This is a genomic window from Cupriavidus sp. 207A1, assembly GCF_057798955.1.
Map to the genome: position 1 here is coordinate 190,257 of NZ_JBYOJO010000005.1, position 19,756 is coordinate 210,012.

Annotated in this window: 16 protein-coding genes; 8 read left to right on the forward strand and 8 right to left on the reverse strand. The window is 68.7% G+C overall.

Features of this window, described 5'->3' with window-relative positions; translation table 11 throughout:
• Positions 1-13 precede the first annotated feature (13 nt).
• Together AC3FMM_RS11200 and AC3FMM_RS11205 are read right to left on the reverse strand one after the other, a co-directional pair.
• Entirely contained in the window at positions 14-772 is a 759-nt protein-coding gene (locus AC3FMM_RS11200) for an SDR family oxidoreductase (RefSeq protein ID WP_488686688.1), read from the reverse strand.
• 145 nt (positions 773-917) lie between these two features.
• Positions 918-1,946 (reverse strand): GlxA family transcriptional regulator, encoded by a 1,029-nt coding sequence (locus AC3FMM_RS11205; RefSeq protein WP_488686604.1) that lies wholly within the window; start codon positions 1,944-1,946, stop codon positions 918-920.
• A gap of 344 nt (positions 1,947-2,290) precedes the next feature.
• On the opposite strand from AC3FMM_RS11205, the gene AC3FMM_RS11210 reads away from it, so the two are divergent.
• Positions 2,291-3,343 carry a LysR family transcriptional regulator gene (locus tag AC3FMM_RS11210; protein WP_488686689.1) on the forward strand — a complete coding sequence of 351 codons (1,053 nt, stop codon included), beginning with the start codon at positions 2,291-2,293 and terminating at the stop codon, positions 3,341-3,343.
• Between the two features lie 34 nt (positions 3,344-3,377).
• Here AC3FMM_RS11210 and AC3FMM_RS11215 read toward each other — a convergent pair whose 3' ends face one another.
• Entirely contained in the window at positions 3,378-5,354 is a 1,977-nt protein-coding gene (locus AC3FMM_RS11215) for an aconitase family protein (protein ID WP_488686605.1), read from the reverse strand.
• A 184-nt stretch (positions 5,355-5,538) separates the two neighbouring features.
• On the opposite strand from AC3FMM_RS11215, the gene AC3FMM_RS11220 reads away from it, so the two are divergent.
• Both AC3FMM_RS11220 and AC3FMM_RS11225 read left to right on the forward strand, forming a co-directional pair.
• Positions 5,539-6,450 (forward strand): LysR family transcriptional regulator, encoded by a 912-nt coding sequence (locus AC3FMM_RS11220; protein ID WP_115713527.1) that lies wholly within the window; start codon positions 5,539-5,541, stop codon positions 6,448-6,450.
• A gap of 105 nt (positions 6,451-6,555) precedes the next feature.
• Positions 6,556-7,542: a tripartite tricarboxylate transporter substrate binding protein gene (locus AC3FMM_RS11225; RefSeq protein ID WP_488686606.1), complete on the forward strand. Its 987-nt coding sequence runs from the start codon at positions 6,556-6,558 to the stop codon at positions 7,540-7,542.
• 45 nt (positions 7,543-7,587) lie between these two features.
• On the opposite strand, the gene AC3FMM_RS11230 is transcribed toward AC3FMM_RS11225, so the two are convergent.
• Positions 7,588-8,523, reverse strand: coding sequence for a LysR substrate-binding domain-containing protein (locus tag AC3FMM_RS11230; protein WP_018007449.1), 936 nt, complete (start codon positions 8,521-8,523; stop codon positions 7,588-7,590).
• A gap of 130 nt (positions 8,524-8,653) precedes the next feature.
• Between AC3FMM_RS11230 and AC3FMM_RS11235 the strand changes: the two genes are divergently transcribed.
• From AC3FMM_RS11235 to AC3FMM_RS11250, 4 genes are all read left to right on the forward strand, one after another.
• Positions 8,654-12,223, forward strand: coding sequence for an indolepyruvate ferredoxin oxidoreductase family protein (locus AC3FMM_RS11235; RefSeq protein WP_116314238.1), 3,570 nt, complete (start codon positions 8,654-8,656; stop codon positions 12,221-12,223).
• A 146-nt stretch (positions 12,224-12,369) separates the two neighbouring features.
• Positions 12,370-13,263 carry a LysR family transcriptional regulator gene (locus tag AC3FMM_RS11240; protein WP_115713523.1) on the forward strand — a complete coding sequence of 298 codons (894 nt, stop codon included), beginning with the start codon at positions 12,370-12,372 and terminating at the stop codon, positions 13,261-13,263.
• Positions 13,264-13,378: 115 nt separating this feature from the next.
• A complete protein-coding gene (locus tag AC3FMM_RS11245) occupies positions 13,379-14,158 on the forward strand; it encodes an aldolase (protein ID WP_473704414.1) in 780 nt (259 codons plus the stop codon).
• A 42-nt stretch (positions 14,159-14,200) separates the two neighbouring features.
• Entirely contained in the window at positions 14,201-15,523 is a 1,323-nt protein-coding gene (locus tag AC3FMM_RS11250) for an MFS transporter (protein ID WP_488686607.1), read from the forward strand.
• A gap of 17 nt (positions 15,524-15,540) precedes the next feature.
• Here AC3FMM_RS11250 and AC3FMM_RS11255 read toward each other — a convergent pair whose 3' ends face one another.
• From AC3FMM_RS11255 to AC3FMM_RS11270, 4 genes are read right to left on the reverse strand one after another with little or no spacing between them, the layout of a single operon-like run.
• Positions 15,541-16,539 (reverse strand): NADP-dependent oxidoreductase, encoded by a 999-nt coding sequence (locus AC3FMM_RS11255; RefSeq protein WP_240987802.1) that lies wholly within the window; start codon positions 16,537-16,539, stop codon positions 15,541-15,543.
• 5 nt (positions 16,540-16,544) lie between these two features.
• Positions 16,545-17,423 carry an SDR family NAD(P)-dependent oxidoreductase gene (locus AC3FMM_RS11260; protein WP_488686608.1) on the reverse strand — a complete coding sequence of 293 codons (879 nt, stop codon included), beginning with the start codon at positions 17,421-17,423 and terminating at the stop codon, positions 16,545-16,547.
• Entirely contained in the window at positions 17,420-18,091 is a 672-nt protein-coding gene (locus AC3FMM_RS11265; protein WP_488686609.1) for a Dabb family protein, read from the reverse strand. The genes AC3FMM_RS11260 and AC3FMM_RS11265 overlap by 4 nt, the downstream gene beginning before the upstream one ends.
• Entirely contained in the window at positions 18,081-18,425 is a 345-nt protein-coding gene (locus tag AC3FMM_RS11270; RefSeq protein WP_326347095.1) for a hypothetical protein, read from the reverse strand. The genes AC3FMM_RS11265 and AC3FMM_RS11270 overlap by 11 nt, the downstream gene beginning before the upstream one ends.
• 158 nt (positions 18,426-18,583) lie before the next feature.
• Between AC3FMM_RS11270 and AC3FMM_RS11275 the strand changes: the two genes are divergently transcribed.
• The gene (locus AC3FMM_RS11275) at positions 18,584-19,597 is read left to right on the forward strand and encodes an AraC family transcriptional regulator (protein ID WP_473704420.1); all 1,014 of its coding nucleotides are present in this window, start codon (positions 18,584-18,586) and stop codon (positions 19,595-19,597) included.
• Positions 19,598-19,756: the final 159 nt, after the last annotated feature.

Below are 19,756 nucleotides of genomic sequence, written 5' to 3' on the forward strand. Positions count from 1 at the left end.
GCCGGCCCTGGGGTCAGGCGCGCGCTTGCTGGCGCTGTCGCAGCCATGCCTCGAAACTGGTCCTGCCCAGCCGCGCGGGGCCCTCGGGAACCAGCGTGCCATCGTCCAGCTCGGCGCCGAAATAGCGGGCCCTGGCGTCGACGACCACCTTGCGCGGATCACCGGTGGCTTCGAGATAGCGTTGCACCAGGTCGCTCAGCGCAAAGCGCTGCGGCCCGGCGATTTCGACGATGCCGTTGGCGGGATCGGCAAGCGCATGGTCGGCCACGGCCTCGGCCACGTCGTCGGACGCAAGCGGCTGGATCGACGCGGACGACAGGCGGATCGTATCGCCGTCCGTGCCCGATTGCGCGATGCCGCCAAGGAACTCGAGGAACTGCGTGGCGCGGACAATGGTGTAGGGGATGCCGGCGTTGCGGATCAGGGCTTCCTGCGCGATCTTGCCGCGGAAGTAGCCGCTCTGGGCGAGCTTGTCCGTGCCGACCACCGACAGCGCCACATGGTGCGCGACGCCGGCCGCCTTCTCCGCCGCCGCCAGGTTGCGGCCCGAGGTCTCGAAGAAATGCAGGACGGCATCGTCGGCGAACGACGGAGAATTGGCCACGTCGACGACCACCTGCGCGCCCGCCAGCGCCTGGTCGAGGCCGGCGCCGGTCAGTGTGTCCACGCCGGTCTTTGGCGATGCCGCCACCACTTCGTGGCCTTGCGCGGCAAGGCGGGACACGACCTTGCTGCCGATCAGCCCGGTACCGCCAATTACAACGATCTTCATCATGCACCTCGGGTTCAGTTGGATGGAATGGGCAGGCGACCCATGTCCCATGCTAGGTGAACGAGGCGCGACGCGGTAGCGCCGCTGGCGGATGCGCGGTGTTTCCCGTCCGGCACCAATCGCCCGGCCGCGCGGGCGATGCCCGTCAGCCGATGATCCCGGCGCGGTACGCGCTGGGCGAGACGCCCAGGTGGCGCTGGAAGGCCAGGCGCAACCGTTCCTCGCTGCCGAAGCCACATTGCCTGGCGATCTGGTCGACCGGCCGGTGCGGGTCCTGCAGCAGCCGCCGCGCGGCTTCCAGCCGGAAATGCTCCACCCCCTTGGCCGGCGTGCGGCCGGTCTGCTGCTTGTACACCCGTGCAAAGTTGCGCGGGCTCATGCCGGCCTGCTCGGCAAGCTGCTCCACCGACAGCGTTTCCCGCGACAGGTTCTCGACGATCCAGAGATGAAGGGCCTCGAACAACGGCACCTGCCGGCTCTGCGTCAGCAGCATTTCGCTGAGCTGGGGCTGGCCCCCGGGGCGCTTGATGAACACCGCCAGTTCCCGCGCCGCGCTCAGCGAGATGTCGTGGCCATAGTCCGCTTCGACCAGCGCCAGCGCCATGTCGATGCCGGTGGTCACACCGGCCGAGGTCCAGATCCGATCCTGGCGCACGAAGATGGCGTCCTGGTCCAGCGTGACCGCGGGAAAGCGCGCGCGGAACGCCGCATGCATGGCCCAGTGGGTAGCCGCGCGCTTGCCGTCGAGCAGGCCCGCCTGCGCCAGCAGGAAGGCGCCGCTGCAGACCGAGGCGACGCGGGGCACCTGGGCGGCGGCCTGCCGCAGCCAGGCGACCAGGGACGCGGCGCTGTCCAGCAGCGTGAGCATCTCGGGCGCGCCGGGCAGGACGATGGTGTCGATGCGCCGCAGGTCGATGGCATCAAGCGGCAAAGTATCCACGGACGTGCCTTCGGCTGACGCGGTCAGGCCGCCATGCTCGCTGGCCAGGTAAATGCGGTAGCCGGCCAGGCCGCGTTCGCGCGCGTGGCGCGACGCCGCCCAGAACGCGGTTTGCGGCCCGGTGAGGTCAAGCACGCTCATGCCGGGAAAGGCGACGAACAGCAGGCCCCGCGGGTGGTGGTCGAACGGCAGGGCAGAGTCGTGTGCGGCGGGCGCAGATGCGGAACGGGCCATGGCAAGGATCGCGAAAGTCGGTCGATGTTATGCCAGGCGCGCGATCCGCTGCAAGGCGCGACGGCCGCTGTCGCGGGGCGTGCGACGCCTGCGCCACGAAGCGGCTGCGGCCTGGGTCTGGCGCATCGCCATGTCTGCATTGTTGCGTGCTGCAGCGGCCGGCTGGCAGAAATCGAGGGGCATCTGGCATTTACCCGGCCCGTGGCGGCTCATTAAGATCCCGGCATGGTCATGCGCCGCGCAGCGTGGACCCGAACCCCGGCATTGCGCCGAAAGGCATTGACATGGACATCGTCGTTCCCGATCTCCGTCCGGCGTCCCCCGCCAGGCGCGCCGGCCCGGACATGGGCACATCCGGCCAGTTGCAACGGGGGCAGCAGCACGGCCGGCGCGAGGGCGTGCCCGACCGCGCCCCCGACCGCGCCGACGGCTTGTCCGCCAGCTTCGCAGCCAGCTATGCCGGCATCATCGCCTTCATGGCGGTGGCCACCGAAGGCAGCTTCTCCAGGGCGGGCGAGCGGCTCGGCATCGGCCGCTCCGCGGTCAGCCGCAATGTGCAGAAGCTGGAAACGCAACTGAGCACACGGCTGTTCCTGCGCACCACGCGTTCCACCCGGCTGACGCGCGAGGGCGAGCGCTTCTTCGAGAACTGCCACCAGGGCGTGGCGCAAATCGTCGAAGCCATGAACGACATGCTCGCGCTGCGCCAGGGGCCGCCCCGCGGCCTGCTGCGCATCAGCGCGGCCACCGGCTTCGGGCGCAAGGTGGTGGCACCGCTGCTGACGCGGTTCTCGGCGGCCTATCCGGAGATCTCGCTCGACCTGCTGCTGGACGACCGCCCGCTGGACTTCGCGGCGGAGAAGATCGACGTGGCGTTCCGCAACGGGCGTATCGAGGATTCCAGCATCATCGCCAGGCAACTGATCCCGATGCAGATGGCGGTGTGCGCGTCGCCGGCGTATGCCGCGCGGCACGGCTTGCCGCTGACGCTGGACGATCTTGTCCGGCATCAATGCATCCATACCCGGGTCGGCGGCGCGCGCGTGCTGGAATGGGAGTTCAAGGTGGACGGCCACCTGCGCAAGCTGCTGCCTGCCGGCAGGCTGACCTTCAACGATCCGGATCTGGTGCTCGCGGCGGTGCTGGACGGGCTGGGCCTGGCGCAGATGGCAGGCTATCAGGTGTGCGAGCCGATCGCCCGCGGCGCGCTGGTCACCGCGCTGGGCCGGCATGCGCCGGACGATCGCGGCCATTATCTCTGCTACCTGAGCCGGCAGCACCTGCCGTCGCGCATCCGCGTGTTCGTCGACTTCATGACGGACGCGATCCGGTCGCAGAACCTGCACTGCCTGGGGGACTTCGGCATGGACTATGCGAAGGCGGGTCCGGGTGGCTGATGCCGGCAGCGGTGCCGGCGCATCAGGCTGATGCCTACGCCGCGCCATCGCGGTAGCGCTGCTGGAGCTCCTCGAACGACACCAGTTCCCCGCAGATCGCGCTGGCCGCCACCGTCGGCGGGCTGGCCAGCCAGACCTGTCCCGGACCGGAGCGCCCCGGGAAGTTGCGGTTGATCGAGCTGACCGTCACCTGCTCCGGCCGCTCCGACGACCCCGGGCCGCAGTTGGCGCAGGCGCCGCACGACGGCTGGAGGATGCGCGCGCCGATGGCCTGGAACGTCTCCATGTAGCCCTGGCGGATGCAATAGTCGCGCACGTCGGTAGTGCCGAACTGCAGGTAGAGCGTGACCTGCGGCGCAAGGCGCAGGCCGCGTTGCACGGCCCAGTGCAGCACTTCGTGGTACCGGTCGAAGTCCTCGCGCTTGCCCGCCGTGCACGAGCCGCCGTAGGCAATGTCGACGGCCACCCGCTGCGTCAGCGCGGCGAGCGGCATGCCGTTGCCCGGATCGCCGGGGCGGGCCACCATGGGCTCGAGCGTGCCGCAGTCGATGTCGAGGGTGGCGGCGAACGTGGCGTCGTCGTCGCTGCGCATCCAGGGCTCGATCTCGAAATCGATGCCTCGCCGTTCCTTCAGGAAGCGCACGGTCTGCGCATCGGGCGCGACGATGCCGGTGAAGCCGCCCAGTTCGGCGCACATATTGGTCAGCGTGGCGCGTTCGTCGATCGACATCGCGCTGACGACCGGTCCGCTGAACTCGAACACCTTGCCGACGCCGGCGCCGGCCTTGATGTCGGCCCGGGCCAGCAGGTGCAGCACCACGTCCTTGGCGGTGACGCCCGGCGCCAGCACGCCCTGCAGGCGCACCAGCAGGCATTGCGGCAGGGTCATGCGCACCGCGCCGGTGACGAAGGCGTTGGCCATGTCGGTGGTGCCGACGCCGAACGCCACGCAGCCCAGCGCGCCGCTGTGCGGGGTGTGGGAATCGGTGCCGACCACGACCTGCCCCGGCAGCGCATAGCGCTCGGCCATCATGGCGTGCGAGATGCCGGCCGCACGCGCGACCGCGGCGCCGCGGGACTCGGCCTCGGTCAGCGTGCGATGGCATCGGAGCTGGTAGTCGCGCACGAAGTCACGCTGCGCCGCGCACATGCGCGCGACGTTGTCGACCAGGCCGCCGCGCACATGGGCCGGGCTTTCGCCGACATAGGAGGTGTGGTCCTCGAACACCACGATGCGGTCCGCATTCCTGAGCCGCAGCGGTTTGCCGAACGCCGCGTGCAGCATGTGGGCGCACATGCCGGTGTAGTACTCGTGGATAAAGCGCCAGTCGGCCCGCACGAAAATGCCGTCGCCCGCGACCGGGCGCTCCGGCGTCACCGGCGTTGCGAGCAGATGCCGTTGCACGATTTTCTCGAACAGGGTCTGCGGGCCGGTGGGGTGGCCGCAGGGCGCGGGTTCGACGTTGCTCAGGTACGCCTGGCCGAACCTGAGCAGGCCGCCATGCCGCAGGATGGCGGCGGCGAGGGCGTCGCGCCCGGCCACCAGCGTGTCCGCGTCGATGGGCTCGCCTTGCTCCAGCCGGGTGAGCAGGCTGAAGTCGGTCGAGGTGAACAGGCCGATGTTGTCGGCATTCTGGCGGTAGATGCGCTCGAAGCTGCGGGCGATGACGAGGCGGATGCCGGCCAGCTTCTCCGCCGCCGGACTATGCTCGCGCGACGAGCCCTTGCCGTAGCGGTTGCCGGCAACGGTTACGGCGAAGCCGCCTTCGCGGATCGCGCCGGCCGGGACCGGGCAGACACCTTCGACCTTGTAGCCGGTATAGGGAAAGCGGCCGAGCGCGTCGTCATAGTGCGTCAGGATCGGCACCGGCGTGATCTCGTCCGTGGAAACGTCGTCGCGCAGAGCGCCGGCGGTGGCCACCGTCATCGGCTGCCCCTGCAGCTGTGCCGTCATGGCCGACGCCGAGTCGGCGAGGAACAGGATGCGGGCCGTGGCCCCGATGGCGCTCATGCAGGTCTCCGAAGGCATTTCGGCGCAACTCTACCGGCCCTGGCGCGCGCGCACGAAGCGCTGATGCGGCATCGCGGCTATCTGCGCCAGGCATATCAGGGTAAACGCGGTGGTCATGCGTGACGCTCGCCGCAAGGTTAGTATCGGGCGACATTCCGGCCTGCCCACCCGGGCGCACTGACCCATGCACCGCATCGATCCCGTCAACATCCAGCTGTTCCTGGCCGCGGCCCGCGAAGGCTCGATCAAGCGCGCGGCTGAAACCGAGCATATCGCCCAGTCGGCGCTGAGCCGGCGCATCGCGGAACTGGAGCGCAGCCTGGGGGTGGTGCTGTTCGTGCGCTCGCCTGCCGGCGTGGTGCTGACCGATGCCGGCGCCCGCGCGCTGGAACTGGGGCGCAAGCTGAACGAGGACATCGCCAGCTTCGCGCGCGAGGTGCAGGACCTGGGCGACCGGGTCGCCGGCGTGGTGCGTGTGTCGGCCAGCCCATCGGCCATCATCGGTTTCCTGCCGGAGCGCCTGCATGCGTTCAAGGCGGCGCATCCGCTGGTCGAGATCGCGCTGTACGAGCGCTCCACCGCGGAAACGCTACGTGCCTGCCTCGATGACCGCGCCGACGTCGGCATCGGCGTCGCGGCCAAGACGCCGGGCGGGCTGGAATCATGGGCCTTCGCCAGCGATCCGCTCAATGTGGTGGTGCCGTCGTCGCATGCGCTGGCCCGGCGCAAGCGCATGCGCTATGCCGAGGTGCTGGAACATCCGCTGGTGGTGGTGCAGCCGGGCGGCGCGCTCGACCAGGACCTGCGCGAGCAGGCGGCCAACCTGCGGCTGCCGTTCAACCAGGGGGTGGCGGTGTCCAGTTTCGAGGCGGCCTGCCGCATGGTGGAGGCGGGACTGGGCATCGCCGTGCTGCCGGCCAGTGCCGGCGCGGCCTATGCCGGAACGCGGCGCTTTGTGCGCGTGCCGCTGGATGAACCGTGGCGCCAGCGCCAGTTGCGCATCTATGCGCCATACAAGCAGCCGCGGTTGCGTGCGATTGCCGCGATGATCGAGGCGCTGCAGCCAAAGGCTGGTACCGATGCTATGCCGGGCTGAGATACCCGGTGCAGCGGATTAGCACTCGGCCACCGCGGCGTCGCAACCCTACACTCCGTGCCAAAGCCACCGTCCACGGTGCGATTCGACCCACGGAGACAACACATGCAGACCTCGCTGTTTCGACAGACGTGCAAGGCGCTTGCGGCCCTGATCACGCTCGCGGCACTGGCCGTCCAGGCCGTTCCAGTCCATGCGCAGGATGGCAAGCCGCTCAGGCTGATCGTGCCGACCCAGCCGGGGTCGCAGGCCGATGCCGTGGCCCGCGCGCTGAGCCAGCCGCTGGGCAAGCAGCTGGCCCAGTCGGTGGTGGTCGAGAATATCGCCGGCGCCGGCGGCGTGCCGGGCACCCAGCAGATCGTGCGCGCGCCGAAAGACGGCTCGACGCTGGGCCTGATCTCGTCGAACCACGTCATCAACCCGTTTATCTACAAGAGCCTGCCGTACGACGCGCTGCAGGACATCACGCCGATCACCGTGATCGGCACGCTGCCGCTGGTGCTGGTGGTCAATCCCGCGGTGAGCGCGCACAACACCAGGGACCTGCTCGCGCTGTTGAAGTCGAAGCCGGGCGAACTGAACTACGGCTCGTCGGGCAACGGCACGGTGCTGCACCTGGCCGGCCAGCTGCTGGCCAGCGAAGCCAAGGTGGATATCCGCCATGTGCCGTACAAGGGCGCCGGCAACTACACTACGGACCTGGTCGGCGGCCAGGTGCAGATGGGCTTCCTCACCGTGCAGGCGGTGCTGCCGCTGATCAAGGCGGGCAAGCTGCGGGCGATCGCCGTGTCCACCGCGCAGCGGGTGCCGGCGCTGCCCGAGGTGCCAACGCTGGCGGAGTCGGGCGTGCCGCGCTACAGCTTCGACGCGTGGCTGGCGATCGTCGGTCCCGCGGGCATGCCGAAGCCGGCTGTGCAGGACCTCCAGGCGAAGATCCAGGCCACGCTGCGCGAACGCGAGGTGCAGGAGCAGCTGTCGGCGCAAGGGCTGGTGGTGACGGGCACCGGCGCCGACGCGGCGGTGCCGTTCTTCAGGAGCGAACTGGACAAGCATGCGCGCATCGTCAAGCAGGCTGGCGCCACGCTGAATTAAAGGCTCCGGGCCGGGGCAAGCCGGCCCGCCACACGCTTGCCCGCTTCAGCTGCCGCAAGCGTGGATCAGGAATTCCCGCAGTGCATCGGCGGGCTTGCCCAGCTTGCGGCCGGGCTGCCACAGCATGCCGACCTCCATGTCGGGCACCGCATTGGCAATCGGCCGGGCCTCGATCTGCTTGCCTTCCAGCGACCACGGCCGATACACCATGTCGGACAGCACGGTGACGCCGAAGCCATGCGCCACCAGCCCGCGCAGTGCTTCCATCGAGCCGGTGCGGAAGGCGATATTGGGCGCGAGCCGGTGGCTGCGCCAGTAGCGCAGCGTCGAGTCCTCGGCCTCGTCGACGGTGATGAGCAAGTACGGATACGCCGCGATATCGCGCAGCGAGGGCCGCTCCACCTCAAGCAGCGGATGGCTGGCCGACGTCCACAGCTGGCGGCGCGAGCGCATCAGCGTATGGCGCTGGAAGCGCTGTGGCTTCTCCAGGTTGGACAGCAGCGCGATGCCGAACTCGATCTCGCCCGCCAGCACGGCGCGCTCGATGTCGGGGCGGTCCATGTCGAGCAGGTCCAGTTCGATATCCGGATAGTTGGTGCGGAAGCGCGCCAGCAATCCCGGCAAAAAGTATCCCAGCACGGTGTAGGACGCCGCCAGCCGCACGCTGCCCTGCAGCCCGTGCACCTGGAAGCGCGGCTCGCGCAGCGCGTCTTCGACCGAATCCAGGATCTGGCGTGCATGCTGGAAGAACAGGTGGCCTTCGGCCGTCAGCGTCACGCCATGCGGCCGCCGCTCGAACAGGCGCACGCCCAGGCGCTGCTCCAGCGCCAGCACGGCATTGGTCACGGCCGACTGCGACACATGCTCGGCGGTCGCCGCCATCGAGAACTGCCCGGTTTCCGCCGCCGCGACGAAATAGCGGAACTGCCGCAGCGTGACTTCCTTGGCCAGTCTTTCCGAACCTTCGCGCGCCTTGAACATGATGTCTCCGAGGTATCCGTTTTGCAGATATCAGGTGTTGGAATTCATGATTTTACGATGACCGCGCCGGTTTCTACACTCCTTCGGACAGCAAATAAAGCACCCAGAACAAAGCCCGGAGACCCACATCGTGAATGCCCCGCTCAATCCCGCCTTGCTCGAAGCCCTGGCCAGCGCCAGCCTGGACGACAAGTACACCCTGGACCAGGGCCGTGTCTACCTGAGCGGCGTGCAGGCGCTGGTGCGCCTGCCGATGCTGCAGAAGGCGCGTGACCGCGCCGCCGGGCTCAACACCGCCGGCTTTATCTCTGGCTACCGCGGCTCGCCGCTGGGCGGCGTCGACCAGGCGCTGTGGAAGGCCAAGCAGCATCTCGCGGCCAGCGACGTGGTGTTCCAGCCGGGCGTCAACGAAGACCTGGCCGCCACCGCGGTCTGGGGCAGCCAGCAGGTCAACCTGTTCCCCGGCGCCAAGCGCGATGGCGTGTTTTCGATGTGGTACGGCAAGGGCCCCGGCGTGGACCGCTCCATCGACGTGCTCAAGCACGCCAACTCGGCCGGATCGTCGCGCCATGGCGGCGTGCTGCTGCTGGCCGGCGACGACCATGCCGCCAAGTCCTCGACCGTGGCCCACCAGTCCGAGCACGTGCTGCAGGCGGCCGGCATTCCGGTGCTGTATCCCGCCAACGTGCAGGAATACCTGGACTACGGCCTGCATGGCTGGGCCATGAGCCGCTATTCCGGCCTGTGGGTGGCGATGAAGTGCGTCACCGACGTGGTCGAGTCGACCGCCTCGGTCGAGATCGACCCAAACCGCGTGCAGGTCGCGCTGCCGCAGGACTTTGCCATGCCGGCGGGCGGCCTCAATATCCGCTGGCCGGATTCCCCGCTGGAGCAGGAAGCGCGGCTGCTCGACCACAAGTGGTATGCGGCGCTGGCCTACGTGCGCGCCAACCGCCTGAACCGGGTGGTGCTCGATTCGCCCAACGCGCGCTTCGGCATCATGACCGCCGGCAAGGCGTACCTGGACGTGCGCCAGGCGCTGGTGGACCTGGGCCTGGATGACGACACCTGCGCCCGCATCGGCATCCGCGTCTACAAGGTCGGCTGCGTGTGGCCGCTGGAGGCCCACGGCGCGCGCGAATTCGCCACCGGCCTGGAAGAGATCCTGGTGGTCGAGGAAAAGCGCCAGATCCTCGAATACGCGCTGAAGGAAGAGCTGTACAACTGGCGCGAGGATGTGCGGCCCAAGGTGTTCGGCAAGTTCGACCAGCGCGGCAACGACGGCGGCGAGTGGTCGGTGCCGCGCGGCGACTGGCTGCTGCCGGCGCACTACGAGCTGTCGCCGGCGCTGATCGCCAAGGCCATCGCGCGCCGGCTGGAACGCTTCGACCTGCCGGCCGAGGTGCGCGCACGCATCGCCGCGCGCGTGGCGCTGATCGAGGCCAAGGAGCGCGAAGCGGCGCAGCCGCGCATCGCGGTGGAGCGCAAGCCGTGGTTCTGCTCGGGCTGCCCGCACAACACCTCGACGCGCGTGCCGGAAGGCTCGCGCGCGCTGGCCGGCATCGGCTGCCACTACATGACCTTGTGGATGGACCGCAATACCGAGACCTTCAGCCAGATGGGCGGCGAGGGCGTGGCGTGGACGGGCCAGATGCATTTCACCGACGACAAGCACGTGTTCGCCAACCTGGGCGACGGCACGTACTTCCATTCCGGGCTGCTGGCGATCCGCGCGTCGATCGCGGCCCGGGCCAACATCACCTACAAGATCCTGTTCAACGATGCGGTGGCGATGACCGGCGGGCAGCCCATCGACGGCGTGCTGACGGTGCCGCAGATCGCGCACCAGGTGCTGGCCGAGGGCGCGAAGAAGCTGGTGGTGGTCACCGACGAGCCCGCCAAGTACGGCGATGGCGCGATGCTGCCGTCCGGCGTGGCGGTGCTGCATCGCGACCAGCTCGATGCCGTGCAGCTTGAGCTGCGCGACACCGAAGGCGTCACCATCCTGATCTACGACCAGACCTGCGCCACCGAGAAGCGCCGCCGCCGCAAGCGCGGCACCTATCCGGATCCGGCCAAGCGCGCCTTTATCAACGATGCGGTGTGCGAAGGCTGCGGCGACTGCTCGGCCAAGTCCAACTGCCTGTCGGTGGAGCCGCTCGAGACCGAGCTCGGCACCAAGCGGCGGATCAACCAGTCGTCGTGCAACAAGGACTTCTCCTGCGTCAACGGCTTCTGCCCGAGCTTCGTCACCGCCGAGGGCGCGCAGGTGCGCAAGCCCGCGGCGGCGGCTGGCAAGGGCAGCGGCGCCGACTTCGCGGCGCTGCCGCAGCCGCGGCTGCCGGGTTTGGAGCGGCCGTACGGGGTGCTGGTGACCGGCGTCGGCGGCACCGGCGTGGTCACCATCGGCGGGCTGCTGGGCATGGCCTCGCACCTGGAGCGCAAGGGCGTGACCGTGCTCGACATGGCGGGCCTGGCGCAGAAGGGCGGGGCGGTGATCAGCCACGTGCAGATCGCGCCGGCCCCGGAACACCTGCATGCGACCCGCATCGCCACCGGCGAGGCGCGCCTGGTGATCGGCGGCGACGCCATCGTCTCGGCCTCGGCCGAAGTGCTGTCCAAGGTCCGGCACGGGCTGACCGCCGCCGTGGTCAACAGCGCCAACACCCCCACCGCGGAGTTCATCAAGAACCCCAAATGGAAGTTCCCCGGCGCCAGCGCCGAGCAGGACCTGCGCGCCAGCGTGGGCGAGGCCTGCGCCTTCTTCGACGCCAGCGCCTGGGCCGTGACCCTGCTGGCCGACGCGATCTATTCCAACCCGCTGCTGCTGGGCTTTGCCTGGCAGAAGGGCTGGATCCCGCTGCAGCACGCCAGCCTGGTGCGCGCGATCGAACTCAATGGGGTGTCGGTCGACAAGAACCGCCTCGCCTTCGAATGGGGCCGTTACCTGGCCCACCACGGCGAGGCCGCGGTCAAGGCGCTGCTGCCGGCTGCGCCGGCCGCCGCCAGCGCGCAGGTGGTGGCGATGCCGCAGACGCTCGACGCGCTGATCCGCAAGCGCGAGGCGATGCTGACCGGTTACCAGAACGCCGCCTATGCCGCGCGCTATCGCGACGCCGTGGCCCGCATCCGCGCCGCGGAGCAGCAGCTGGGCATCGACCGCAAGCTGCCGCTGACCGAGGCCGTGGCCCGCAACCTGGCCAAGCTGATGGCGTACAAGGACGAGTACGAGGTGGCGCGCCTGTACACCGATCCCGCCTTCCTCGACAAGCTGCGCGCGCAGTTCGAAGGCGAGCCCGGCCGCGACTACCAGCTCAATTTCTGGCTGGCGCCGCCGCTGCTGGCCAAGGCTGACGCCAAGGGCCATCTGGTCAAGCGTCGCTTCGGTCCCCGCACCATGACGGCATTCCGCCTGCTGGCGCGCCTGAAGGGTCTGCGCGGCACCGCGCTGGATGTGTTCGGCAAGACCGCCGAGCGCCGCGCCGAGCGCGCGCTGGTCAGCGACTACCTGGCCATGGTCGAAGAGTTCGCGGGTTCACTGAGCGCGGACAACTTCGACACCGCGCTGGCCCTGGCCACGCTGCCGGACGATATCCGTGGCTACGGTCACGTGAAGGAGGCCAGCATGGCCGCGGCGGCGGTGCGGCGCGAGGCGCTGCTGGCGCAATATCGCGGCGCGGCGCGGCGGAATGCGGCCTGACGCGGCAGCGCCTGCGAGGATCCCCGCCGTGACGTGAGGTCAAAGGCGGCGGGAAATTCTGCATGGGCGCCGCACCGGCGCCGCGGCGCGGTTGCGGCCAGGGCCACGCCCCATGCAGAATGGCAGCAAAACTACCTGCCCCCGACATGGAAACGCCAGACCGCCTGCTGCGCAGCTTCTTGCGTATTGCCTCGCTCAAGTCGCTGTCGAAGGCTGCGGATGACCTGAACCAGACGCAGTCCGGCGTCAGCAAGCAACTGGCCGCGCTCGAAGCCCACCTTGGCAAGGCGTTGTTTACGCGAACGGGGCGTGGCGTTGCCCTGACCGAAGCCGGGCAAAAGCTGCAGGAAGCGATCGAAGGGCCCTATCGCGCCATCGATCACGCCGTGGACATGATCCGCGACGCGCATGGCAGTACCGAAGGGACGGTCAGGCTGGCCCTGGTCCATACGGTCAGCTATTACTTCATCGGCGATGTGGTGGCGAGTTTCGTCAGTGCGCATCCCGGGGTCAACCTGTCGATGATGGGGCGCAGTTCGCCGGAGGTCGTGGCTCTGGTGGAAAGCGGCAAGGCGGATCTGGGCGTGGCCTACGATACCGCGGTGGACACGGCCGCGCTGGCGGTTTATCCGCTCTTCGACGATACCATGTGCCTGGTGGAACGGGGCAGCACGGCCCCGGCTGCGGACGATCCCGGCGTCGACCTGGCCGGCCGCGACCTGCGCCTGGTTGCCTTCCCGCATGGCTATGCGCTGCGACGGATGCTCGATAGCGCCGGCCTGAAGGGCGCTTATGTCGCCGAGGCGGAAACGGTGGATGCCATGCTCAAGCTGGTTTCCGCCGGGGTAGGGTCCTGCATCCTGCCGAGCCGCCTGCCCGACAAGCTGCTGGCCGAGTATGGCCTGTGCAAGGTGAAGATCCATGCGCCGCTGTTGAAGCGGCGCATGGTGGCGGTGGCGCATCCCGAACGCCAGCCCTTGCCGCTGGCCGCCGCGCTGCTTTCCTGTGCGCTCCAGGTTGCCAAGGCACTGGACACGTGAAGCCATGACATAGCTGCTATGAAGCCGGCTCCGTAGCTCGCCTGGAACCCCAATCCCATACTGGATCCCGATCCTTTCGACCTCTCGTCGCAGGGAAAACCCGGAGAAAACCAGTATGAACGCCCCCCTCAGAGACAAGTCGTACTTCGACCAGCGCGCGTCCAGCGACATGGCGAAGCACCTGCCGCGCCAGTCGCGCACCACGCAGGAGACCATGGCCTATGCCTGCCGGATCCTGGCCATGACGGAGCAGGAAGCCGGCCTGGCGGGCCAGATCAGTGTCCGTTCCGAACGTCCGGGCGCTTACTGGACCCTGCGTTTCGGCCTCGGCTTCGACGAAGCGACGCCGGCGGACTTTATCGAGGTCGATCGCGATCTCAATACGCTGAGCGGCGGCGGCATGGCCAACCCGGCCACGCGCTTCCACCTGTGGGTCTACGACGCCCGGCCGGACGTCAACGCCATCATCCATACCCATTCGCCGTGGGCCAGCGCGCTTGCTGCCGCACGCCAGCCTCTGGTCATCGCGCAGATGGACATGACCCCCCTGCACAACGACTGCGCGTTCCTCGGCGACTGGCCAGGGGTCCCGATCGCAGACCAGGAAGGCGTGATCATCTCGGAAGCGCTGGGTGACAAGCGCGCGATCATCCTCGCGCACCACGGCTATCTGACCGCAGGCAAGACCTGCGAAGAGGCGACCTACCTCTCCGTCTATCTCGAGCGCGCTGCCCGGATGCAGATCCGCGCGCAGGCTTTCGGTCCGCTCACGCCGGTCGATGACGAGCTGGCCAGGGAGGCTCATGACTACCTGCTGAAGCCGTCCATCGTCAACTCCACGTTCGCGTACTGGGCGCGCCAGACGCACGGCATCGCGCCGTACGTCAAGCCGTGACGCGCTGGCAGCACGCATCAGAACAGACAAGGAGACAAGACGATGACCACGCAACAAGGCATGCGCTCGCGCCGCCACTACATCACGGCGGGCCTCGCCAGCATGATGGGCACGACCATCGAATGGTATGACTTCTTCCTCTACGGCACCGCCGCGGCCCTGATCTTCAACAAGATCTTCTTTCCCTCGTTCGATCCGCTGACCGGGACCCTGGCGGCTTTTGCCACTTACTCGGTCGGCTTCTTTGCGCGCCCGCTGGGTGGCATCGTCTTTGGCCATTTCGGCGACCGGGTCGGACGCAAGTCCATGCTGCTGATCACGCTGTTCATGATGGGCATCCCGACCATCCTGATCGGCCTGATCCCGTCCTATGACAGCATCGGCTACTGGGCCGCGGTTGCGCTCGTGCTGCTGCGCTTCCTGCAGGGCGTCGCGGTCGGGGGCGAGTGGGGCGGTGCGGTGCTGATGGCGGTCGAGCACGCGCCCGAAGGCAAGAAGGGTTTCTTTGGCAGCCTGCCGCAGGCCGGGGTGGCACCGGGCCTGATCCTGTCCTCGCTGGCGATGGGCATGGTCGCGACGCTGCCGGAGCAGGACATGCTGACGTGGGGGTGGCGCGTGCCGTTCCTGGCGAGCGTGGTGCTGCTGGCGATAGGCTGGTTCATCCGGGCGAAAGTGAGCGAATCCCCCGACTTCGAGCAAATGAAAAAGTCTGGCGACAAGGTCGAGATGCCGGCGCTGGTGGTGCTGCGCCGCTATCCGCGCCAGGTCCTGACCGTGGTCGGTGGCCGCCTGGCGGAAGTCACGTGGTTCTACACCGTGGTGACCTTTGCCCTGGCCTACGCCACCGGCACGCTCGGCATAGCCAAGACCGTGATGCTCGATGCCACGGTGTGGGGCGCCGCGGTCGCGATGTTCACCATGCCGCTGTTCGGCATCCTGGGTGACCGCTTCAGCTTCAAGTGGGTATTCATGGCCGGTACCGTGGGGATCCTGGTCTTTGCGCCGCAGTTCTTCGCGTTGCTGCAAACGCTCGATGCAGGCAATGTCACGATTGCCATGGCCGTCGCGATCGGCCTCGTCTATGCATGCCTGTACGGGCCCGAAGGCAGCCTGTTCTCCGCACAGTTTCCGCCCGAGGTCCGCTATAGCGGCATCTCGATCGCGGTGCAGGTGTCCGGCGCGATCGGCGGGGGCCTGGCGCCCATCGTGGCCACGTCGCTGTTGAATCATGGCGGCGGCGACCCCGCGTACATCGTCTGGTACCTGGGTGCGCTCAGCGTGATCGCCTTTGTCAGTACGGCACTGATGCGCGATGTGAACCGGGCCAGGCACGCGGTCCCGCTGGCAAAGGGGGAGCGGGTATGAGCGCCGGTGCCTGTCCTTCACGCGTTACCCGGCGCGGCGACGCATAGCACCAGTTTGCTCGCCGCCTGGCCTGACCGCACCAGCTCGAGCGCGTGCCCGGCTTGTTCCAGCGGCAGGCATTCGATGCGAGGTGGCCGCAAACGGCCGTCGTTCATCAGCGCGGCGATTTCCGCGAGCCGTGCGCCGCTTGGCATCCTGCTGAACGCGACGGCGGTGCGCATGCCGCGCCGCGCGGCTTCGGCGGGATCGGGGCCGTGGTCGCCGCTGACCAGCGTCAGGATAGCCACCAGGATGCCGCCGGGCCGGAGCAGGTCCAGCCCCATCGGCAAGGTGCCGCATCCCACCGCGTCGAGCACCAGGTCGACGCCGTCCGGCGCCCAGGCCCGCACGGCGCCACCGATATCGCTTGCGCGGTAGTCGATGGCCAGGTCGCAGCCCAGCGCCAGCAGCGCGTCGCGGCGGGCCGCGCTGCAGGTGGCGGCGACGGCGGCGCCGGCGGCCCTGGCCAGTTGCACGGCGAACGTGCCGACCGCGCCCGCGCCCCCGTGCACCAGCACGGTCTGGCCCGGGCGCAGTCCGCCATCGTCGAACAGTCCGGTCCAGGCGGCCAGCGCCGGGGTCGGCACCGCCGCGGCTTCGGCGAATCCGACGTTGTCGGGAATCGGCACCACGCAATCCTGGCTGACAGCAACGTATTCCGCATACGATCCCCACTGGCCGGCGCCGACCCCGGTTTGCGCAAACACCCGCTGTCCACGCACGAAGCCCGTGACGCCGGCGCCGACCGCGGCCACCACGCCGCTGGCATCGAAGCCAAGCACGAAGGGAAAGCCGGCCTGCATGAAGTCGCTCAGATAACCCTCGCGGCATTTCCAGTCGGCGGGATTCACGCCGGCGCAAGCGACGCGGATCAGCACTTCGCCGGCTGCCGGCGCCGGCGTTGCGACCTCGCCAAGCCGGATGACCTCGGGGCCGCCGTGACGGTCGATCAGGAGCGCGCGCATGTTTTCTTGCATGAGGCTTACCTCGCCGACAGTTCGGGCTGGCCCAGCGCCGGATGCGCCCAGGCCGGGATGACGGGCGGCGGCAGCACGCCTTTGCCGTCGAGCGTGCGGACCTGCAGTCCATGCGCAACGGGAAAGTGCAGGCTATGGGCGATCTGGCCGGTGTGCAGTCGCGCCGGCACGCTGCATAGCGCCAGCGCGGTTTCCACCAGGTATTCCACGGGCTCGGTGGGATAGCCGTCGGGGATATAGCGCTCGCTGCCCGGTGTGAGGATCGCGGTGCTTGGCGCCACCGAATTGACGGCGATGCCGTCGGCCTCCAGTTCCGCGGCCAGGCCCTCGGTGAACCGGTTGACGGCGGCCTTGACGGCCGCGTAGGCCGTGACGCCGCCGGCGCGGTCAAAGTCCTGGTAGGGACGCGCCGGCGACAGCGCCGTGACCGAGCCCAGGTTCAGGATCCAGCCCGCGCCGTGCGCACGCATCAGCGGTATCGCGGCGCGGCTCAGCACGAACGGGATGCGCAGGTAGTGATCCACGGTACGGTCGAAGATGTCCAGCGGCATCGCGTCGATGGGGCTGTATTCGGCCAGGCCGGCGTTGTTGACCAGGATGTCCAGGCCACCCGCGGCCTCGGCGGCCCGCAGCACAAGCTGGTCGCGCTGCGCGGCATCCTCGAGATCCGCCGCCAGCGCCATGGCGCGGCCGCCTTGCCGCGTGATCAGCGCCACGGTCTCGGCCAGCGTGCCAGGATCTTCCCGGGAGTTGCCGGCGCGCCGTGCGCTGACCACCACCAGCGCGCCTTCCGCCGCGAAGCGCTGCGCGATGGCACGGCCGATGCCGCGGCTGGCGCCTGTCACCAGTGCGATCTTTCCTGTCAGTGTTCCGTGTGCGGTCATGATGCGCTTTCCTCCTTATGGTTGTGGCTGGCAATCTGGCTGACAATCAGGCTGGTCGCGAGCGGGCAGAAGGCATGGGAGATCGCCTCGACCGTCCATTCCGGAAACTCCGGGTCGAACCAGCGGTCGACCCGTCCCCAATGGAACGGGTGCATCAGGTATTCGCCCAGCAGGTCGTCCGCGCTGGTGAATTCCTGCTGCCAGACATGGGTCCATGTGGTCGGCGACAACACGCGGGCCAGCCGCCAGTTGCGGATCGCGGGCATGTACGTCGGCATCCGCAGCAGGTCGTGCTCCAGTGCGTGGACCTGCCAGGGCGGCGCTTCAGGGCGGACCCGGAACATCAGCGTGCGCCAGGTGCCGTCACGCAGTTGCGGCGCACGCATGCCGTCCGCGATCGCCCGATAGGCGACGTGATCGACCGTTGCGATGCCGTCCAGCGCCGCGGCGAGACCGGCGCCATCGGCCTGCGCGCCGGACGAGCCGGTTTTGAATTGCAGGTCGAGCGTGTAGTCGCCGGCGCCCCAGCTTCCCGTCAGGTTGCGGCCGAGCGCCACCCGGTGCAGGCCAGGCAGCCTTTCAACGCGGTCGAGCAGGGCTGGCCCGGGGTCGGGCATCCCGTCGCAAATGCCGGTGTGCAGGCGCAGTTGCGCGGTCTCAAGGCGCATCGCAATGCTCCTTCGGCTGCGGCAGCACGGGTGTCGCGGCAGCCATCACATGGCGGCGGCGGGATTGGCACAGGGAGTCGACCGTCGACCAGAAGGCGAGGGCGGGACCGTCAATGCCGGCGCGCATGGCGTAATAGGCCGGCGCATCCGGCACTTGCCACAGCAGCCACAACGTATTGGGCGCATCTTGCAGCGCCACGGGTGGCGACACCCAGCAATGCAGCAGCGTCAGGCCCCTGGCGGCGCTGCCGGGCAGGTAGCGGGATTCCAGCAGGTCAAGCACCGCGGGCAGCTGGCCGGGCGCGAGCACGATTTCATCGAGTACGTGGATCATGGCTGTGTGGCGTCCTCTCATGGGTTGTCCCGTATAGGCATGGTGCTGCGCGCATGGCAACCTCCATGGCCGCCGGGACGATTATGGAAGGCCCGTTGGCCACGCACCCCTACCCGGACGATCAACCACCGCTACCGAAGCAATCACGACCAGCGCCCATGAATGCCCACATCCCGGGGAGTCCCGTCCCTGTTCCGCACGGCATGGTGCAGCGCTTGCTGGATGAGCTGAAACGGCAGGGCGTCGAGGTGCCGGATGCCGGCACAGAACCGCCGCGGCCGGCACAGTTCACCGCGCTCTATCGCGCAGCGATCGAGCGGCTGGAAGCGCTGGTGGCCAAGGGCGACGGCCACCCGCCGATGTGCAAGCAGGAAGTGGATCTGCTGTGCCGCTGCGTGTTGAGTTGCCAGACGCTGCGCGAGGCGATCCACTGCGCGGCCGATTTCTGCGCGATGCTGTATCCGCGCGCCGGCGCGCTTAGCCTGGGCGAGCGCGCGGGCCAGGCGGTGTTTCGGATGGATTCGCTGCGGCGGGTGAAATCGTCGGCCGCCTGCCTGGTAGACCTGACCGGGCTGTTTTTCTATCTGCTGCTGTTCGGCTGGCTGGTGGGCCAGCCGATACGACCGACCCGGGTCAGCCTGGCGCATCCGCGGCGCGAGGACGCCTTGCCGTTCCTCGGCCTGTTCCATGCGCCGGTGACGTCCGGCAACCCGGCCTACGGCTTCGACTTCGACCAGGCCTTGCTCGACCGTCCGGTGGTGCGCCGGGCAGCGGAGCTTCAGGCATTCCTGAAGGACCTGCCTTACCGGCTGGTCGGGGCGCCGGTCGAAGTAGTGTCGCTGAGCCAGCAAGTGCGCGGCACGCTGCACGCGGCGCTGGTGCATGGCGCGCGGCTGCCGACGCTGGCCGAGCTGGCAGTGCGCTTCGATGTCAGCGAACCGACGCTGCGCCGCCGGCTCGCGGCGGACGGCAGCAGCTACCGGCAATTGCGCGAGCGCAGCCTGCAGGAATACGCCGAGCAATGCCTGCGCACCACCCGCTGGAGCATGGGCAGGATCGCCGAGCAGCTTGGCTTTGCCAGCGAGGAAGCCTTTCGCCGCGCCTTCCAGCGCTGGACCGGGCACGCGCCCACGCAGTTCAGGCGCGCCAGCCAGGGCAAGGCCACAGGGTAAGCCCACGACAGTGCGGTAATTCGTGCACGGCGCCGGCGGCAATATATGCAAAGCCGGCCGGGACGGCGGCACGCGCCGCTCGTCGGATGCGACGTGGTGAAGCCGGCGAAGCCTGATGGCATGACGCTTGCTGCCTTCGTTCCATTCCCCCACGAACAT

Bases quoted from the DNA above. Each gene is read 5' to 3' on its own strand.
- AC3FMM_RS11245 (WP_473704414.1), top strand. From the start codon at position 13,379: ATGAACGCCCCCCTCAGAGACAAGTCGTACTTCGACCAGCGCGCGTCC.
- AC3FMM_RS11270 (WP_326347095.1), bottom strand. From the start codon at position 18,425: ATGATCCACGTACTCGATGAAATCGTGCTCGCGCCCGGCCAGCTGCCC.
- AC3FMM_RS11210 (WP_488686689.1), top strand. From the start codon at position 2,291: ATGGGCACATCCGGCCAGTTGCAACGGGGGCAGCAGCACGGCCGGCGC.
- AC3FMM_RS11250 (WP_488686607.1), top strand. From the start codon at position 14,201: ATGACCACGCAACAAGGCATGCGCTCGCGCCGCCACTACATCACGGCG.
- AC3FMM_RS11265 (WP_488686609.1), bottom strand. From the start codon at position 18,091: ATGCGCCTTGAGACCGCGCAACTGCGCCTGCACACCGGCATTTGCGAC.
- AC3FMM_RS11260 (WP_488686608.1), bottom strand. From the start codon at position 17,423: ATGACCGCACACGGAACACTGACAGGAAAGATCGCACTGGTGACAGGC.
- AC3FMM_RS11220 (WP_115713527.1), top strand. From the start codon at position 5,539: ATGCACCGCATCGATCCCGTCAACATCCAGCTGTTCCTGGCCGCGGCC.
- AC3FMM_RS11225 (WP_488686606.1), top strand. From the start codon at position 6,556: ATGCAGACCTCGCTGTTTCGACAGACGTGCAAGGCGCTTGCGGCCCTG.
- AC3FMM_RS11275 (WP_473704420.1), top strand. From the start codon at position 18,584: ATGAATGCCCACATCCCGGGGAGTCCCGTCCCTGTTCCGCACGGCATG.
- AC3FMM_RS11215 (WP_488686605.1), bottom strand. From the start codon at position 5,354: ATGAGCGCCATCGGGGCCACGGCCCGCATCCTGTTCCTCGCCGACTCG.
- AC3FMM_RS11200 (WP_488686688.1), bottom strand. From the start codon at position 772: ATGAAGATCGTTGTAATTGGCGGTACCGGGCTGATCGGCAGCAAGGTC.
- AC3FMM_RS11255 (WP_240987802.1), bottom strand. From the start codon at position 16,539: ATGCAAGAAAACATGCGCGCGCTCCTGATCGACCGTCACGGCGGCCCC.
- AC3FMM_RS11230 (WP_018007449.1), bottom strand. From the start codon at position 8,523: ATGTTCAAGGCGCGCGAAGGTTCGGAAAGACTGGCCAAGGAAGTCACG.
- AC3FMM_RS11240 (WP_115713523.1), top strand. From the start codon at position 12,370: ATGGAAACGCCAGACCGCCTGCTGCGCAGCTTCTTGCGTATTGCCTCG.
- AC3FMM_RS11205 (WP_488686604.1), bottom strand. From the start codon at position 1,946: ATGGCCCGTTCCGCATCTGCGCCCGCCGCACACGACTCTGCCCTGCCG.